The sequence below is a fragment of the Hymenobacter busanensis genome, assembly GCF_008727865.1.
Classification (GTDB): Bacteria; Bacteroidota; Bacteroidia; order Cytophagales; family Hymenobacteraceae; genus Solirubrum; species Solirubrum busanense.
The window spans coordinates 871,945-887,902 of record NZ_VTWU01000001.1 but is presented as its reverse complement, the minus strand read 5'-3'; the positions used below and the strand labels follow the sequence as shown (position 1 = coordinate 887,902).

General features: G+C 63.8%; 17 protein-coding genes. 6 read left to right on the top strand and 11 right to left on the bottom strand.

Annotation, left to right across the window (positions count from 1 at the left end; translation table 11 throughout):
- Positions 1-134: 134 nt before the first annotated feature.
- Together F0P96_RS03740 and F0P96_RS03735 are read right to left on the bottom strand one after the other, a co-directional pair.
- Positions 135-476 carry a hypothetical protein gene (locus tag F0P96_RS03740; RefSeq protein ID WP_151077392.1) on the bottom strand — a complete coding sequence of 114 codons (342 nt, stop codon included), beginning with the start codon at positions 474-476 and terminating at the stop codon, positions 135-137.
- Positions 469-711 carry a hypothetical protein gene (locus tag F0P96_RS03735; RefSeq protein ID WP_151077390.1) on the bottom strand — a complete coding sequence of 81 codons (243 nt, stop codon included), beginning with the start codon at positions 709-711 and terminating at the stop codon, positions 469-471. Before F0P96_RS03735 ends, F0P96_RS03740 begins: the two co-directional genes overlap by 8 nt.
- A gap of 175 nt (positions 712-886) precedes the next feature.
- On the opposite strand from F0P96_RS03735, the gene F0P96_RS03730 reads away from it, so the two are divergent.
- The 4 genes from F0P96_RS03730 (at position 887) to F0P96_RS03715 (ending at position 4,884) form a co-directional block, all read left to right on the top strand.
- On the top strand, positions 887-1,708 hold the full coding sequence (locus tag F0P96_RS03730) for a TapB family protein (protein WP_151077389.1): 822 nt from the start codon (positions 887-889) through the stop codon (positions 1,706-1,708).
- Positions 1,709-1,754: 46 nt separating this feature from the next.
- Positions 1,755-2,261 (top strand): DUF4920 domain-containing protein, encoded by a 507-nt coding sequence (locus F0P96_RS03725; RefSeq protein ID WP_151077387.1) that lies wholly within the window; start codon positions 1,755-1,757, stop codon positions 2,259-2,261.
- Between the two features lie 131 nt (positions 2,262-2,392).
- Positions 2,393-4,429, top strand: a complete 2,037-nt coding sequence (ligA, locus tag F0P96_RS03720; protein WP_151077385.1) for an NAD-dependent DNA ligase LigA — start codon at positions 2,393-2,395, stop codon at positions 4,427-4,429.
- 74 nt (positions 4,430-4,503) lie between these two features.
- Positions 4,504-4,884, top strand: coding sequence for a rhodanese-like domain-containing protein (locus F0P96_RS03715; protein WP_151077384.1), 381 nt, complete (start codon positions 4,504-4,506; stop codon positions 4,882-4,884).
- A gap of 89 nt (positions 4,885-4,973) precedes the next feature.
- Here F0P96_RS03715 and F0P96_RS03710 read toward each other — a convergent pair whose 3' ends face one another.
- Positions 4,974-5,918, bottom strand: a complete 945-nt coding sequence (locus tag F0P96_RS03710) for a polysaccharide deacetylase family protein (RefSeq protein WP_151077382.1) — start codon at positions 5,916-5,918, stop codon at positions 4,974-4,976.
- Positions 5,919-6,081: 163 nt separating this feature from the next.
- Here F0P96_RS03710 and dapA point away from each other — a divergent pair, with 163 nt between their 5' ends.
- Complete coding sequence (gene dapA, locus F0P96_RS03705) at positions 6,082-6,963, top strand: 4-hydroxy-tetrahydrodipicolinate synthase (protein WP_235917368.1); 882 nt, start codon at positions 6,082-6,084, stop codon at positions 6,961-6,963.
- A gap of 136 nt (positions 6,964-7,099) precedes the next feature.
- Here the strand turns inward: dapA and F0P96_RS03700 are convergent, their stop codons facing one another.
- From F0P96_RS03700 to F0P96_RS03680, 5 genes are all read right to left on the bottom strand, one after another.
- Positions 7,100-7,837: a (Fe-S)-binding protein gene (locus tag F0P96_RS03700; RefSeq protein ID WP_151077380.1), complete on the bottom strand. Its 738-nt coding sequence runs from the start codon at positions 7,835-7,837 to the stop codon at positions 7,100-7,102.
- A gap of 19 nt (positions 7,838-7,856) precedes the next feature.
- Positions 7,857-8,375: a hypothetical protein gene (locus F0P96_RS03695; RefSeq protein WP_151077379.1), complete on the bottom strand. Its 519-nt coding sequence runs from the start codon at positions 8,373-8,375 to the stop codon at positions 7,857-7,859.
- Positions 8,376-8,402: 27 nt separating this feature from the next.
- Positions 8,403-9,254, bottom strand: a complete 852-nt coding sequence (locus F0P96_RS03690; RefSeq protein WP_151077378.1) for a hydroxymethylglutaryl-CoA lyase — start codon at positions 9,252-9,254, stop codon at positions 8,403-8,405.
- 73 nt (positions 9,255-9,327) lie between these two features.
- Positions 9,328-10,305 carry a hypothetical protein gene (locus tag F0P96_RS03685; RefSeq protein ID WP_151077377.1) on the bottom strand — a complete coding sequence of 326 codons (978 nt, stop codon included), beginning with the start codon at positions 10,303-10,305 and terminating at the stop codon, positions 9,328-9,330.
- A 122-nt stretch (positions 10,306-10,427) separates the two neighbouring features.
- The gene (locus tag F0P96_RS03680; RefSeq protein ID WP_151077376.1) at positions 10,428-11,060 is read right to left on the bottom strand and encodes a helix-turn-helix domain-containing protein; all 633 of its coding nucleotides are present in this window, start codon (positions 11,058-11,060) and stop codon (positions 10,428-10,430) included.
- 149 nt (positions 11,061-11,209) lie between these two features.
- On the opposite strand from F0P96_RS03680, the gene F0P96_RS03675 reads away from it, so the two are divergent.
- Positions 11,210-12,571: a M23 family metallopeptidase gene (locus tag F0P96_RS03675; protein WP_151077375.1), complete on the top strand. Its 1,362-nt coding sequence runs from the start codon at positions 11,210-11,212 to the stop codon at positions 12,569-12,571.
- Between the two features lie 108 nt (positions 12,572-12,679).
- Here the strand turns inward: F0P96_RS03675 and F0P96_RS03670 are convergent, their stop codons facing one another.
- From F0P96_RS03670 to F0P96_RS03660, 3 genes are all read right to left on the bottom strand, one after another.
- Positions 12,680-13,285, bottom strand: a complete 606-nt coding sequence (locus F0P96_RS03670) for a hypothetical protein (protein ID WP_151077374.1) — start codon at positions 13,283-13,285, stop codon at positions 12,680-12,682.
- A gap of 157 nt (positions 13,286-13,442) precedes the next feature.
- Entirely contained in the window at positions 13,443-14,162 is a 720-nt protein-coding gene (locus F0P96_RS03665) for a hypothetical protein (protein ID WP_151077373.1), read from the bottom strand.
- A complete protein-coding gene (locus F0P96_RS03660) occupies positions 14,162-15,940 on the bottom strand; it encodes a S8 family serine peptidase (RefSeq protein ID WP_160619980.1) in 1,779 nt (592 codons plus the stop codon). The genes F0P96_RS03665 and F0P96_RS03660 overlap by 1 nt, the downstream gene beginning before the upstream one ends.
- Positions 15,941-15,958: the final 18 nt, after the last annotated feature.

Here is a 15,958-nt window from a genome sequence, read left to right as displayed (position 1 = left end):
GGCTAAGGCCGCTTGTCTAAGACCATTCGAACCGCAAAAGGTTCCGTTGGTTACGCGGGTGTGGCCTCCGAGCAAGATACGCAAAAACGAGGCGGACGGCCAGTTCGGAAGGCCGGTTTTTTGGCGGCTTTTACCTAGCTCCGAAAGAACGAGCCGATCTTGCCCAGCACGGCGTTTAGCGTGATTTTGGGGCTGCGGCTATTGCCAAACGTCACCCAGGTTTTGCCGGCCACGCGCAGGTCGAGCACCAGCCCGAGGCGCAGCATCAGGTCGTTGATCTGCTGGAGCGGATCGGGGGCGTTGGCCGGTTTGGGTGCCTTGGGGCGGCTCGACTTCTGGTCGGCGCCGGTGAGGGCATCGAGCACCTGGGCGCTGGGAATATTGAGGATGAGGTAGGTGCCCGAGCCGGCCAGTTGCAGGTCGTGCCCGTTCCAGGTAATTACCAGCCGCGCTTCTACATCGAGGCCCCTAGCCACCGATGGCAGGATTGGCGGGGCCCGACTGTGGCGCGGCGGAATTTTCGCCGCGGGTACGAATGCGCACCGAGCCGTTGAGGCGCCAGGTAGCGGGAGCCGCGGCGGCGTTGGGCGCGGGCATTTGCACTTCCATTTGGTCGAAAGTGAAGCCTACTTCTACGCCCCCCGAAAGCTTGGAGAGCAGCGAAGCGGCCATGTCGGCCCAGTTGCCGGAGGATTGTGCGGAGTCAGCCATAGAAAGGAAAGTAGAGAAAGCGGAACCGGCCACAAGTACGGCAGCCGGGGGCAGATGGACAAGCCGTGCATACGCAACCGCGCCGGGCAGGGTCATCGGCTAGCTGAACCGTGGCGGATTACGTATGCACCCCAACCGCCTGCCAGCGGACCGCTGTTTTCACTCCCTGTTCTCCATGACTGCCGCTTTCTTCCGCCTGTCCGGGCCGCTGCTCACCCTGCTGTGGTGCGCCGCCTGCACCCGTCCCGAAACCCAAAAAGCTCCCACAGAATCGCCTCAGGCAACTGCTGCGCCAGCACCCACGCCGGCGGTAGCGGCGGCCACTCCCGATTGCCGCCATCCTTTTGGCCTCTACCGCAACACCGAGCTGACCTACCAGATTACCGACAACAACAACAAACCGCAGGGGCTGCAGATCATGAAGGTAGCCACCATTACGGAACACGCCGCCGAGAAGAAAGCCCCGGCCTACACCGAGGTGCTGCTGAAAAGCAGCCTCTACGACGCCGACAACAAACTGCTGCGCAACGATGAGTACGTGTTCAGCTGCCGCAACGACAGCGTGCTGACCGACGGCCGCCTGCTGCTCGACCCCGCTATGCTCCGCTCATTCCGCGACCGGCGCTTTGGCTACGAGCCCATTCCGCTGTCGTGGCCCAACCAGCCCGCCGCCGGCAACCTGCCCAACGGCCAACTCACTGTCGAGGTCAGCAGCCCGAGCGTGGATATTGCCAAGGTCATCACACGCGTGAGCCGCCGCCGCCTGATTGGCCCGGAAGCGGTGACCACGCCCGCCGGCAGCTTCCAGGCTTATAAAGTCGAGTCCGACTACGAGTACGCCACCCAGCTTCGGCCCGACATGATCCGCCGCTCCATCATGCGCGTTGTCGATTTCTACGTACCCACCGTGGGCATTGTGCGCACCGAGTTTCGCGCCAACAACGGCAAGCTCGACCGCGCCCTGGTGCTTACCAAGCGCACCGACGGGCAACTCTGAGCACCTTTTTCTACCTTCGGGTCAGTCTTTTGCCTTAACTGACCCCATGAAACGCTCTTTCTTTGTGCTGGCCCTCGCGCTGGCGTCGCTGGCCGGCTGCCAGCAGCAATCTTCCCCCGAAACCGCTGCGGCCGCCGCGCCCGACAGCAAGGCTGCGGGGGAGGCAAAATCCTACGGTGAAGCCATTACCGAAGCCGATGCGCAGCCTCTCTCGGCCTTGCCTACGGTACTCGGCGACAAAGACTCGGCTCAGGTGAAGCTGGTGGGCACAATTACCGATGTGTGCCAGGCCCGCGGCTGCTGGATGAAGATGCAAACCGCCGACGGCAAGGAAATGCGCGTGCGCTTCAAGGACTACGCCTTCTTCGTGCCCAAGGACATCAAAGGCAAAACGGCTGTGATTGACGGCTGGGTGCACCGCGAGGAAGTGCCCGTGGAAGATCTGCAGCACTACGCCACCGACGCCGGCAAGTCGGACAAGGAAATTGCGGCCATTACCAAGCCCGAGCAGCAAGTCAACTTCGAAGCCAACGGCGTGCTGATTAAGAACTAAGACCACGAACTCCGGCGTTTTTTTCGGATTCCGCCGATCTTGTAGCCGATTGAACAACGTGGTGCCACGGCCTTAAGCTGTGGCACCACTATTTTTACCCCTCCGGTACTGCTCTTTTCGCCTTGTCTTCCATGACCGACCTGTTCTCCGTTCAAGAAAAAATCCGGGCCCTTACCGAGCGCCTGCACTACCTCAACCACCAGTATTACCAAAACGACGTGTCGGAGGTGTCGGACCAGGAGTTCGACCACCTGCTCCGCGAGCTGCAGGACCTCGAAAAACAGTACCCCGAGTACGCCCAGCCCAACTCGCCCACCCAGCGGGTGGGCGGCACCATCACCAAGCAGTTTCCCACGGCCGAGCACCGCTACCCCATGCTCTCGTTGGCCAACACCTACTCGGAGGCCGACTTGCGCGAGTTCGACGAGCGGGTGCAGCGCGGCCTGGAAGGCGCCGAATACCAATATGTGTGCGAGTTGAAGTTCGACGGCGTGGCCATGAGCCTGCGCTACGAGCAGGGCCAGCTCACGCAGGGCGTAACCCGCGGCGACGGCACCCGCGGCGACGTGGTGACCAGCAACGTGCGCACCATCAAAACGCTCCCGCTGCATTTGCGCGAAGACCGCAACATGCCCGCCGACTTCGAGGTACGCGGCGAGATTTTCATGCCGCTGAACGTGTTCAACGACCTGAACGCCGAGCGGGAGCAGAACGGCGAGCCGCTGCTGGCCAACCCGCGCAACGCTGCCTCGGGCACGCTCAAGCTCCAGGATTCGGCGGTGGTAGCCGCGCGCCGGCTGCGTTTCTACGCCTACAGCTACCTGAGCCCCCGCCAGCGCGACTTCCCCTCGCACAGCGCCGCCCTGGAGGCGCTGAAACGCTGGGGCCTGCCCGTGTCGGATACCTGGCGCAAGGCCGGCTCCATCGACGAAGTGCTCAGCTACATTCACGAGTGGGACAAGAAGCGCTTCGACTTGCCCGTGGCCACCGACGGCATTGTGATTAAGGTGGACGACTTGCGCCAGCAGGAGCAGCTGGGCTACACGGCCAAAAGTCCGCGCTGGGCCATTGCCTACAAGTACCCCGCCGAAGCCGGCCGCACCCGCCTCAACGAAATCATCTACCAGGTGGGCCGTACGGGAGCCGTCACGCCCGTGGCCCTGCTCGACCCGGTGCCGCTGGCCGGCACCGTCGTTAAGCGCGCCTCGGTGCACAACGCCAACCAGATTGCCGCGCTGGATCTGCGCCTCGGCGACATGGTGTTCGTGGAGAAAGGCGGCGAAATCATTCCCAAAATCACCGGCGTCGATTTGCTGGCCCGCCCCGCCGATGCCCAGCCGATTGTGTACCCAACTACCTGCCCGGCCTGCGGCACGCCGCTGGTGCGGCCCGAGGGCGAGGCCCACTACCGCTGCCCCAACGAGCGGGGCTGCGCGCCGCAGCTCAAAAGCAAGCTTGAGCACTACGTCTCGCGCAAAGCCCTCGACATCGATGGGCTGGGCGCCGAAACCGTGGGCCGTTTCTTCGACCTGGGCCTGGTGCGCACCCCCGCCGACCTCTACGACCTGCCCCAACGCCACGCCGAGCTGATTCAGCTCGACCGCCTCGGGGAGAAATCGGTGCAGCGCATGACGGCCGGCCTCGAAGCCAGCAAGCAGGTGCCCTTCGACCAGGTGTTGTTCGGCCTTGGCATCCGCTACGTGGGCGAAACCGTGGCCGAAAAGCTGGCCGCGCACTACCGCAGCATCGACCCGATACTCAACGCCTCGGCCGAAGAGTTGGCCGCTGTGCCCGAAGTAGGCGGTGTCATTGCCGAAAGCGTGGCGGCCTGGGCCCAAGACCCGGCCAACCGCGAACTGGTGGAGCGCCTGAAAGCGGCCGGCGTGCAGATGGAGCTGACCGGCGAAGCCCCGCAGCCGCAAAGCGACCGGCTCAACGGCCTGACCTTTGTGCTGTCGGGCGTGTTTGAGCAGCACAGCCGGGAAGAACTAGAACAGCTGATTGCGTTGAACGGCGGCAAAGTCACGGGCTCCATCAGCAAGAAGCTCAGCTACCTGGTGGCCGGCGACAAGATGGGCCCAGCCAAACGCGAAAAAGCCCTGACGATGAAGGTGCCCATCATTGGCGAAACCGATTTGCTGGCTATGGTGTCGGACGGCGGCTTGTAGCAAAATAATAATGCCGGGCGGCACATATTCGGGCGCTTGCATTGTTACCTTGGCGAAGCCTCACCCCCACTTCCATGAAAAAGCTGCTACCCTATTTGCTCCCGGTGCTGTTGGTGGTTGCCGCCGCCGATTTCAGCCCTGCCCGCGCCCAGACCGTGGACGCCAAGCAGGCGCAGGAAATGCTGGCCAAGCCCAACACAGTACTGCTCGACGTGCGCACGCCCGACGAATTCTCGAAGGGTCATTTACGCGGCGCCCGAAACGTCAATTTCCTCTCTACCGACTTCCCCGACCAGGTAGCCAAGCTCGACCCGAACGCCACGTACGTGCTCTACTGCGCTTCCGGCAACCGCTCCGGCAAGGCCCTGGCCCTAATGCAGCAGAATGGATTCAAGCACGTGGTAAACGCCGGCGGCTATGCCTCGCTGAAAGAAGCGGGTATGCCGGCTGAGTAAAACCAGCATAAGGCCAACGCATACCTGCAACGCAAAAAGCCCCGACTGCGGTACCGCAGTCGGGGCTTTTTGCTTTTCGTATCGGCAGCTTACTTGCCGTCGAAGCTGTTGACGATGCTGTTGTGCAGCGTTTTGGCGCTCCAATAGCCCGACGCGATAATGCGGCGGATGGTGAAGAGCGGGTCCTGCTGGTCGCGCTTTTCGGCCAGCACGAAGGCAGCCACCATGCCGCGCTGCTTGAGCTGCGGAATGGCCTCGGGGTTCCACAGGCCGAAGGGGTAGGCGAAGTACTTGATGTCTTTGCCGGTGATTTCCTCCAGGGTTTTGGTGGGTTTCTCGATCTGGGTTTCCCAGTCCTTGCCCTGGTATTTCTTCACGTTGTGATGGTCCCAGGTGTGCGAGCCGATGACGTGGCCTTCGTCGGAGAGTTGCTTCACCTGCGCCTTGCTCATGTAGTTGGGGCGGCCCAGGCTCACGGTCATCACAAAAAACACGCCCTTGAAGCCGTGCTTGTCCATTTCGGGCTTCGCAATGGTGAACTGGTCGAGGTCGGTGTCGTCGAAGGTGAGCATGACGGGCTTGCTGGGCAGCGGCGCGCCGGTGGTCAGGTAGGCGTAGAGCTGGTCGGGCAGTACCGTGTGGTAGCCCGAGTCGGCCAGCATCTGGATGTGCTTCTTGAACGCATCGACCGGCACGATGTAGTCCTTGGCGTTTTTCGAGTCCTTGGCGCGCCAGTCGCGAATCTGGTGGTAGCACAGAATGGGCACCTGCGGACGGGCCAGAATGGCGGCGGCATCGTTGGCTTTGCTGGCCGGAATCGTGCTGGGGTCGGGTGCGGCGGTGGTAGCGGCCGAGGCGGCGGTGCCGGCAGCGGCCTGCTCATCGGCGGCGGTGGCTGCCGTGCCCGACATGGCTTCGGCGGTCGGCGTAGATTTTTCGGTGGCCGAAGCTTTTTCGGAATTGCAGCCGGGCAAAGCGAGGCTGGCAGCCACGGCAGCAGTGCCTAGCAGAAAAGCGGAGAAACGATGCGACATGAGGTGGAAAAACGCCGCCACGGGCAGCGGAAACGAGAAATCAGACCCAAAAACCAACCGAAGCCGGGCGCGGTGTTACCTTCGCGCGGCCGGTTCTACCTACAAAGCAACGCTTTCTGCGCCGGTTGCCCAAATGTTCGTTTCCCCTTCCCGCAACTTCTCAGTGGCCGATTCTCCCCTTCCCCTGTTTCACGGCACCGGCGTCGCGCTGGTTACGCCCTTCACCGCCAATGACCACGCCGTCGATTACGACGCGCTGCGCCGGCTGCTCGATTTCGTCATCGAGGGCGGCGTCGAATATATCGTGGTAAACGGCACCACTGCCGAGTCGCCGACGACTTCGGCGGAGGAGAAAACTGAAATCCTGCGCGCAGCCAAAGAGCACGTGGCCGGTCGTGTGCCGCTCGTGTTCGGCATCGGCGGCAACGACACGGCGGCCGTGGAGCGCACCATCCGCAGCACCGACCTGACCGGCGTAGCCGCCATCCTGTCGGCCTCGCCCTACTACAACAAACCCTCGCAGCGCGGCATCATTGCCCACTACCAGCGTTTGGCCGATGCCGCGCCGGTGCCGGTCATTCTCTACAACGTGCCCGGTCGCACGGCCTCCAACCTCACCGCCGATACCACGCTGCGCCTGGCCGAACACCCCAACATCATCGGCATCAAGGAAGCCAGCGGCAACCTGGAGCAGTGCATGCAGATTGCCGCGCTGAAACCGGCCGATTTCCTGCTGATTTCGGGCGACGACATGCTCACCACGCCGATGATTTCCTTCGGCGGGGTGGGCATTATCTCGGTGCTGGCCAACGCTTTCCCGCGCCCCTTCTCCGACATGACGCGCTTCGCGCTGGCCGGCGACTACCAGGCGGCCACCGAAAAGCTGTTCGACCTGCTGCCGCTCAACCCGCTCATGTATGAGGAAAGCAACCCCGTGGGCGTGAAAGCCGCGCTGGAAGTGCAGGGCATCTGCTCGGGTGCCGTACGCCTGCCGCTGGTCGAAGCCTCCGAAAGCCTGCAGCAGCGCATCCGCAAGCTGATGTAATCTTGCTTTCCGTCATCCTGAGCAACGCGAAGGACCTTCTCACCGCTGAACGAGTCGTTGGTACGATGGTCGTTCTGGCGGGAGAAGGTCCTTCGCGTTGCTCGGGATGACAGACGATAACAGGCAACAAACAAGTCTACCAGCCGCTGGCCAGCACATCGGCCACGTGCAGGGTTTTCAGCGGCTTTTTTTCGCGGCGGATGTAGGCATCGAGGTGCATCAGGCAGCTGGTGTCGGTGCTCACGATGTACTGCGCGCCGGTGGCCAGCGCGTGCTCTACCTTCTGCTGGGCCATGGCAACCGAAATCGGCTCGAACTTCACGGCGAAGGTGCCGCCGAAGCCGCAGCAGGTTTCGGTTTCGGCCATTTCGAGGCGCTCCAGCCCGGCCACGGCATCGAGCAGGCGGCGCGGCTCTTCGCGGATGTGGCACTCGCGCAGGGCCGAGCAGGAGTCGTGGAAGGTATACTTGCCGGGCAGTGCGGCGCCGGGAATCTGCTCCACGCCCAGTACATCCACCAGAAACTCGGTAAACTCGAACACGCGGCGCTGCAGGGCCGGAAACTGGCTTTGGCAGCTGGAGTCGCTCAGCAGTTCGCCGTAGTGGTTGCGCACCATGCCCACGCACGAGGCCGAGGGCGACACGACGTACCGCTCGGCCGGACCGGCAAAGTCGGCCACGAATTTCTCGGCCACCTGCTGGCTTTCTTGCCGGTAGCCGGCATTGTAGGCGGGCTGCCCGCAGCAGGTTTGGTTAGGGTTGTAGTTCACCTGGCAGCCAACGGCTTCGAGCACCTTCACCATGTTCATGGCGGTATCGGGAAAGAGTTGGTCAACGAAGCAGGGTATGAAGAGGTTGACGAGGGCGGCGGGCATGAAGAGAAGGTTGGCAAGGTTATCGGGCCGAAGTCACAAGTTGTTTGCGGCGCCGGGCGTTTGCTAAAAGTAAAAACATAAAGCACAGAGCCCCGATGAAAGCAAAAGCGCTAGCCATTCGCAGGTTGCCATCCTTCTCCGAGTCTATTCCATATAGCACAGCGCCGTTCACTTCCAATTGGTAGACATGGAGGTTGATGCCTTGTTCGGCAATTGCCCCGCTAGCATCATAATATACTAAAGCTTGGTCGCCAGGATGAATGCGCGCTACAAGATTGTTGGCCGCAACATCATCCTGCCCCATATAAATACCTACTGGAATCTGCGGCTGCTCAACAGTAGTTAGCACTGCATAATAGGGCTCTGTTTTGCCACCACCTTGTATCACTTGCGCTGACTTAACCACTCCGTTAAGTTGATCAAGATCCGCAAGCTGCCGATTAGCTCTGTAATAAAACACCAAGCTAAACGCAACGATGGCTAGCAACGGCAACAAACCAAGCCCAATATCAATCAGTGTAATATTCTTCCGCCACATGGGAAGGTTGCTTAGCATTTATCAGTCCTAATGCCCAACAAACACCTGCTGGCTCAGCATCTGAGCCGCACGCAGCGCCGCCATGTTCAGCCCCGTCGGTACGCCTTGCTCGGAAAAGTACTGCACCAGGTTCTCCGTAGCCATGTTGCCGGTCAGCTCATCGGCCGCCATCGGGCAGCCACCGATGCCGCCCAGAGCACCGTCGAAGCGGCGGCAGCCGGCGCTGTAGGCGGCTTCTACTTTCTCGCGCCAGCTCTGCGGCGTGGTGTGCAAGTGGGCGCCGAACTCGATGTGGGGGAAAGCGGCCGTCAGCTCCCGGAAGGGTGGGATGATGGTTTCCGGCGTGGAGGCCCCGATGGTATCGGACAGGGCCACGATGCGCACGCCCAGTGCGTCGAGCTTCTGGGTGAACTCGCCGAGCACCGCCGGATTCCACGGGTCGCCGTAGGGATTGCCGAAGCCCATCGAGAGGTATACCACCAGCTCTTTGCCGCGCTGCGCGCACAGATTCTGCATCTGGGCCACTTCGGTCAGTGCTTCGGCAATGCTTTTGTTGGTGTTGCGTTGCTGAAACGTTTCGGAAACCGACAGCGGAAAGCCCAGGTACTGAATTTCGGGGTAGCCAACGGCGGTTTCGGCCCCGCGCAAGTTGGCCACAATGGCCAGCAGCTTGGTTGCCGATTGGCTCAAATCGAGCCCAGCCAGCACTTCGGCCGTGTCGCGCAGCTGCGGAATGGCTTTCGGCGAGACGAACGACCCGAAGTCGAGCGTGTCGAAGCCCACGCGCAGGAGCTGGTTGAGGTAGGCGGTTTTGGTTTCGGTGGGAATGAAATCGGCCCAGCCTTGCATAGCGTCGCGGGGACATTCGATGAGTTTCATGGGCAGCTTTCGGGGAAATGAAGCACGGTGCGCAAAGGTAACCGCCCTCCCGACAACCGCCCATTGCCCGAGCCTACGGCCGCACCACCCCGAAACGCCCGCCCGACACATCGAGCACCACGATGCGGGCCGCAAACGGCTCGTTGCCCAACATGCCGCCCATGCCACTCACGCGCATCATCATGTTCTGCGACCAGCTGGTGCCCTCGATGTAGGTAACCGTTCCGAGTGGTACCGTGCTTGGTCCGAAACCCAGGCTGGTGGTAGTGGGTGCGGTGTGGGCCGTGAGGGTTTTGCCCCAGGAATTGACGGGCCGTGTACGCGCACCTGCCGTCGGCTGGGCCAGCTCCAGCCAGCGGGATTGGCTGGTGAGCAAGGCAAAAGCGCTGCTGCCGGAATCGAACATGAGCTGCTGTGCCTGGCCTTGAAATGCGGGCTTGAGCAGCACGCGGCGGCTGTCGAAGGCCAGAGGCACAAAGTCGGTCCGGCGAGCCAGGGTGTCGGATACCCGCCGGTCGAGCGTGAAGCGGCGGCGCGCGTAGTCGATTACCAAAACGCGGCCGTCAAGCGCGTCGGTGCCCAGGGTGCCGATGACGAAGGGCTGGGCGGTATCGGCGGGCAATTGGTGAGCACCGTAGCGCAGCACCGGCAACCGCCGAACCTGCACCGGCGACCGGCCCAGTGCGAATTGGAAGTTGCGCACCGTATCGGCACTGGGCAGCAGCGCCGCTTGGGTTGCGGGGTGCCGGGCCCGCAGCGCCGCCAGCGGATGCGCGTAGAGCAGCGTGTAGGGTGCGCCGGTATCAAACTGCAAGTAGCACGTGCGGGCGCAGCCGGGCACGCGCACCGGCACCAGCATTTGGGCATGCGGCACCACGGGCTGCGCCGACGAGTCGGCCTGCCAGGCGAAGGAGCAACTGGCTGGCAGGCGTGAAACCGTGAGCTGATTGGCCGGGGGCTGAAACGTACGCTGGAAATACAAGTAGCCGCCGAGGCTGCTGAGCACTAGCAGGGCCAGCACCGATAGGAAAATGGTACGCAGGGTTTTCATTGGGAATCAGCCCGACTGGTTTATGCCGTCAAACCTACCCCGTTCGGCACCTGCGCCCTGCGTCATTAGGCCGTCATTTGGCCGCCATTTGCGGTATTCTCCTTGCTGTCAGGCTCTTGCTTTTAGAGCCAAACCCGGTAAACACTCAGGTTTCCGCGGCGAAGCCGCAAGGCATTGCGGCCAATGACCAGCACATTCAGCAGGTAGCTGACCACCAGCAAGACCAAAAACGTGCCCGGTATTCGCAGGTGGTAATACCGCGCCGCCACCCAGTGAACCAGCACCAAGAGCAGGTAGGCAAAGAAGCACCCCACCTGCCACAGCACCTGAAACCCCACCACCCGGCGGCCAATGTCGGCCACGTGCGCCACCTCGTGCCGCCGGGCGCGCCACAGCAACAGGGGCACCACAATATTGAGCAGGGGCAGCGCCAGAAAGCTGAGGGCACTCAGGTTGAGCAGTTGCAGAAACTGCGGATCGGCGCGCAGGCCCACAGGAGTTGAAGTCGGCAGAAGCTCCGGAGCAGTCAGCGGCGCCAAGGCTGGCACAGCCGGCGTAGTGGGCTCCGGGCGAAAGTCATCGAGGGTGACGCCTAGAGCCGTGGCCAGTGCTTGCAGGGTGTGGCCGCGCGGCACCGTTTCGCCCTGCTCAACCCGCTGAACGGTGCGCAGGCTCACACCCGACTGCTCGGCCAGCAGCTCCTGCGAATATCCTTTGCTTTTTCGAATGGCGAGAATGCGTGCGGCGGAAAACATAGCAAGGCGACAATGGCCCAATAAACACTCAATAATAGTCCTTCTGCGACTGGCACCCTTCTTTAGAAACAGCCACCGCTTTGCAGAAACAAGGCCGCAACCAAGTCGTGCGGCGCGAACCTGCCGCCGGGCGGCGGTGTTGAGGCAGTATGTACCAACCGACTACGCGCCGACCCCTGGGCCGGCTTTTCTATATCCTGCTAGTCCTTCCGCTGCTGATTTCCTGCGGCAAGCAACAGACGCTCCAGGGCATTTTCAGCCAGCCCCGCACGCCCCACGACGCCTACGCCCGCCAGCTCCGCCAGGCCGGCCTCGACCAAACCGCGCTGGGCCGCGACTGGCTCACCGCCGCCGACCGCGCCCTGCAAGACTCGCTGGTGGTAACGCTGCCGTTCCGCGAAACCGGCATTTTTCGCGCCGATCAGGCTTTTGCGGCATCCTACCGCTACGCCGTCCGCACGGGGGAACAAATTACCATCAGCCTCACCGTGGAGCCGGCCACCGCCGACGTGCGCGTATTTCTCGATGCGTTTGAACTAAGCCCGACCGACAACCGGCTCCGCCCCGTGGCTTCGGCCGATACCGCCAGCCGCACCTTCAGCTACGAAGCCCCGGACGACCGGCAGCACTTGCTGCGCGTGCAGCCCGAGCTGCTGCGCGCCGGCCGCTTCACGGTGCGCATTCTGCGCGGGCCGTCGTTGGCCTTTCCGGTGCAGGGCAAAAGCGACGCCGCTGCTGGTTCGTTTTGGGGAGCCGACCGCGACAACGGCACCCGCCGCCACGAGGGCATCGATATTTTTGCCAAGCGCGGCACGCCCGTGGTAGCCGCAGCGCCCGGCATGATTACCCGCGTCAACGAAACCCCACGCGGGGGCCGTGTGGTGTGGCTGGCCGATGCCGCCCACGGCCAGCACCTCTACTACGCTCACTTGGATCAACAGCTGGTGCAGGCGGGGCAGGTGGTGCGCATCGGCGATACGCTGGGGCTGGTGGGCAACACCGGCAACGCCCGCACGACCCCGCCGCACCTGCACTTCGGCGTGTATCGTGGCGGGCAGGGTGCCGTCGACCCGTTTCCCTTCGTACGCCGCGCCGATGCGGTTCCGCCAGCACCTCACACCGCGCCCGAACGACTCGGGCAGTGGGTGCGCCTGACGGGGAGTCAAACCGCGCTTTGGCCTGCTCCCAGCGCGCCAAAAAACCAGAAAACGAGCAACACACTGCCCAAGCACACACCGCTGCTGGTAGTGGGCGCCACCGCCGACTGGCTGCGGGTGCAGGCGCCCTCGGGCCAGCTGGGCTACGTGCCGGCCCGCGCCACTTCGCCCGAGGCGTTGCGCCGCGAAGCCGTGGCCACTCCCGCCGATTTGCTGAGTCACCCTGCTCCCACCGCCGCCCCGCTCGACACCTTGCCGGCCCGCTCCCGCGTGGCTGTGCTGGGCGAGTGGAGTGGCTACCGACTGGTGCGCAGCACCAGCGGGCAAGTTGGTTGGGTTCGGCCTACGACGTAAGCGAAGACGCTATATCTGCTCTTGAAACGGCGTTCGAGTGGCCGTAAACAACAACGGCCCGTTCCACAACTTGGGTGGAACGGGCCGTTCGGCGTTAGCGGGCTAAGCTTACTCAGCTACCACTACGGCTTTGTTGAGCTTTTTGGCAAAGGCAATGCGTTTCTCGCGGCCCGAGGCGTCGGTGTAGTCGAAACCTACGGCGCGGTTGTCGGCGCGCACGGCGTTCCAGCCTTCCGGGTCGCTGCCCTCGGGGGCATTAGTAGCCTTTTTTTCAATGGCGGGCGAGGTGAACTTATCGGGGGCAAAAAACTTGTTCATGCCCTGCAGAATGGCAATTTCGCGGGCCCGCACGCTGCTGGCCTGCGGGTCGTTCTGCAAGTCGCGCTCATCGATGAGGGCCGAAGCGGGCATTACCTCGTTGCGGAGCGTGTCGCCTTTGGCCGAAATAATCAGGAAGCGGGCGTTGGCCTCGGAAACCTTGGTGCCCTGCAGCAGCAGTACAAAATTGTCTTTCGAGCGGGTATCGGAAAACGCGTGCTGGGCCTGAACGGTGCGCAGCACGGTGTTGCTGGTCATGCGGCTGCGGCTGGCTTCGGGTTTGGGCGTGAAGAGCTTGTCGGCGTTAGAGGAATTTCCCACTTCCCGGTCGGTGGTGACGCACGAAGACTGGATGAGCAAGGAAACGAAGGCAAAAGGCAAAATCAGCTTTTTCATAAGGAGGGGAAGGTTCGACAGTCCAGGAGCGGCGGAGCTACGAAACGCCGGGCAGAACGCCCGGGCGGCAAAGGGCCGCTAATTTCATACCAAAGGACTTCTGTTTGGCCGTACGTAGCGGCGGCGGGGCGGTTGCACAATGCCGGGCCGGCAGCAGCTAAAAAAGCCCGATTTCTATTCCCGCCGTCCAGCGGGGCAGTTCGGGAAACTTGGTAGTTTCGGTGGGCAGAAAGAGGTCGGAAAAGCGGTAACGAGCTTGCAGGGCGTAGCGGCCCGAGCCCACCCGGGCGCCGGCGCCGTAGGCCCAGCGCCGCATGTAATTCAGGCCGTGGGCCGCAGTAAGCACGCGCCGGGCCGGTGCTGCCCCGGCAGGCTTGTCTTCGGTATGGTGCGCAGTGCCCGCCACCCAGCCGCTCCAACCCGCTACGTCGAAGTAGTGGCCGATGGCGTTGCCGCGGCGGCCGGCATTCAGGCGCAGCCACAGCTCGGCATCGGCCCGCTGCACCACCAACGACTCCCGGTGGTGCAGCGCCGAAGAGGGCACCGCTTTCTGCGGGTTTTGGCTGAGGGCGTAGGTTTGGCGGAGGTAGCGCAGGTCGGCGCCCACTGCCAGGGTTTGGCTCAGCCGCAGTTTGTGGCGCAGGCCTAGGGTCAGCTCGTTGGAGGCCAGCCCCCGCAGTTCGGCCCCCGGCGCATCGGGCCCGGCTACCACGGCGTAGCCCCCAAACAGGTGGCGGTACAAGCGGCGGTTGGGCCCGAAGGTTTGCTGGGCGGTATCGGCGGCCACGTCGCCGTCGAGCAACACGGTTTGGGCGGCCGCGGGCACGGCCAGCTGCAGGCCGAGGCCCAGGAGTAATCCAGCGGAATAAGTCGGCATCAGGGCTTCATGAATTCAGCGGTGTAGCCGGCCAGGTGAACCCGCAGCACGTCACCAGGGCCCAGGCTGCTGAGCGGCACCCGCAGCACATTGCGCTGGTTGACTTGCAGCACCTGGTAGCGGCGCAGCCGGCCGTAGCTGTCGGCTATCTGCCAGTAGCAGTAGAGTTCGGCCGGGTTGGGCAGTGGCTCGGGTGAATTATCGGCGCCGGAGCGGCGGGCGGCGCCCTCCTCACGGCCGAGCGGGTCGGGGGCGCGGTCGGCCGTGCCCGAGGTTTGCGCCATGTCCACGACTACGACAGAATCGGCGAACAGCGGCAGCGGGCTGGCAAAACGAGCTGTAGCCTCGGGGCGCACCACTACCTGCACGGCCTCGGCAGTTGGTTGGAAATCGAAACTTGGGGCTGCCGCTACGGGCGTATGCAACAGCCGCTCGGCGGATGGCAAGCCGTAGCCGTGGGCGTAGTCGAAATACGGGTACAGCCCCCCCGCCCCTTCCAGCTTCCGAAACAGCTGCATGGCCGTCAGCCCGCGCTGCTGCTGCCATACGCAGGCGGCCAGCCCCGCCAGCAGCGGACTGGCAAAGGAAGTGCCTTCGGTGCGCTCGTATTCCCCGCCGGGCTTGGCCGCTACCACCACCCCAAAAGCCGACAGGTTGGGTTTGCGCCGGCCGCCGGCGGCCGGCCCGCACGAACTGAAATCGGTGGCCAGGAAGGTGTCGGGGTCGAGGCCGCCCACCGCCAGGGCCGAGTCGGCATCGGCGGGCGTGCCGATGAGGCGCCAGCGCGGGTCGTCGCCGTCGTTGCCGGCGGCGCACACCACCAGCATGCCTTTGCGGGCCGCCAAGTTGGCGGCGCGGGCCACCAGGCTGGTGCGGCCGTTCATCTGCTCGCGGAAGTAACGGCGGTCGGTGTAGCCGAGCGAGGAGTTGATGATATCGGCGCCAAGGCGGTCGGCCCACTCGGCAGCGGCCAGCCAGGCTATTTCTTCGGCAAACAGCTCCCGGTGCAGGCGTTCGGTTCGGGCCAGCAGGTACTCGGCCTCGGAAGCCAGTCCCAAAGCCTGCCCGCCCGGCAGCACGCCGGCCAGGCACGACAACACCTCCGTGCCGTGGGCGCCGCCCTGGTATACGTCGTCGCGCTGGCGCACGAAGTCACGGGTGGCGACAATACCGTGCCGGGCGCGCAGCTGCGCAAACGCGGGGTGCTGATCGGTGCCGTCGAAGCCCACGTCGAGCACGGCAATGCGCAGCCCGCGGCCGCCAAGGCCCGCCTGGCGCAGCGCATCGGCGCCCAGGCTGCTTACCTGCCGCCGGGCCAGTTGCCGTTCCTCAGCCGTCAGACCCAGAGACTCCCGGCTGGGGGCTTTGGAGTAGCGAGCGGGCAGCAGCGGCGCGGTAGCCAGCGCCTCAACGCGCCGCACGCCGGGCAAACTGCGCAGGGCGGCTTGCTGGGCGGGCGTAGCACGGCAGGCCACGGCATTGAACCAACGGCTGGCGAAAAGCACAGTGTCGGTGTGGGCCTGCACTTCGGCCAGCAAATCGGCGCGCAGCGGGAAGTCGGAGCTGTCGGCGGGCGGCAGGTACTGCCGCTGCCGGCGGGCCTGGGCCTGGGGGCTGAAGTAGGTAGCCGGGTCGAACCGCACGCCGGCTTTGTTGCGCAGCACTACCCAGCACGGCTCGGGCGCCGGCGCGCGGCCGGGCAACGGCCGGGCCGGGGCCGGTAGACTACCCAAGCCCAGCAAGCCCACACAGCTCCAGTGGAGTAAAAGTCGAATCACACGGTAAGGAAATGCGGC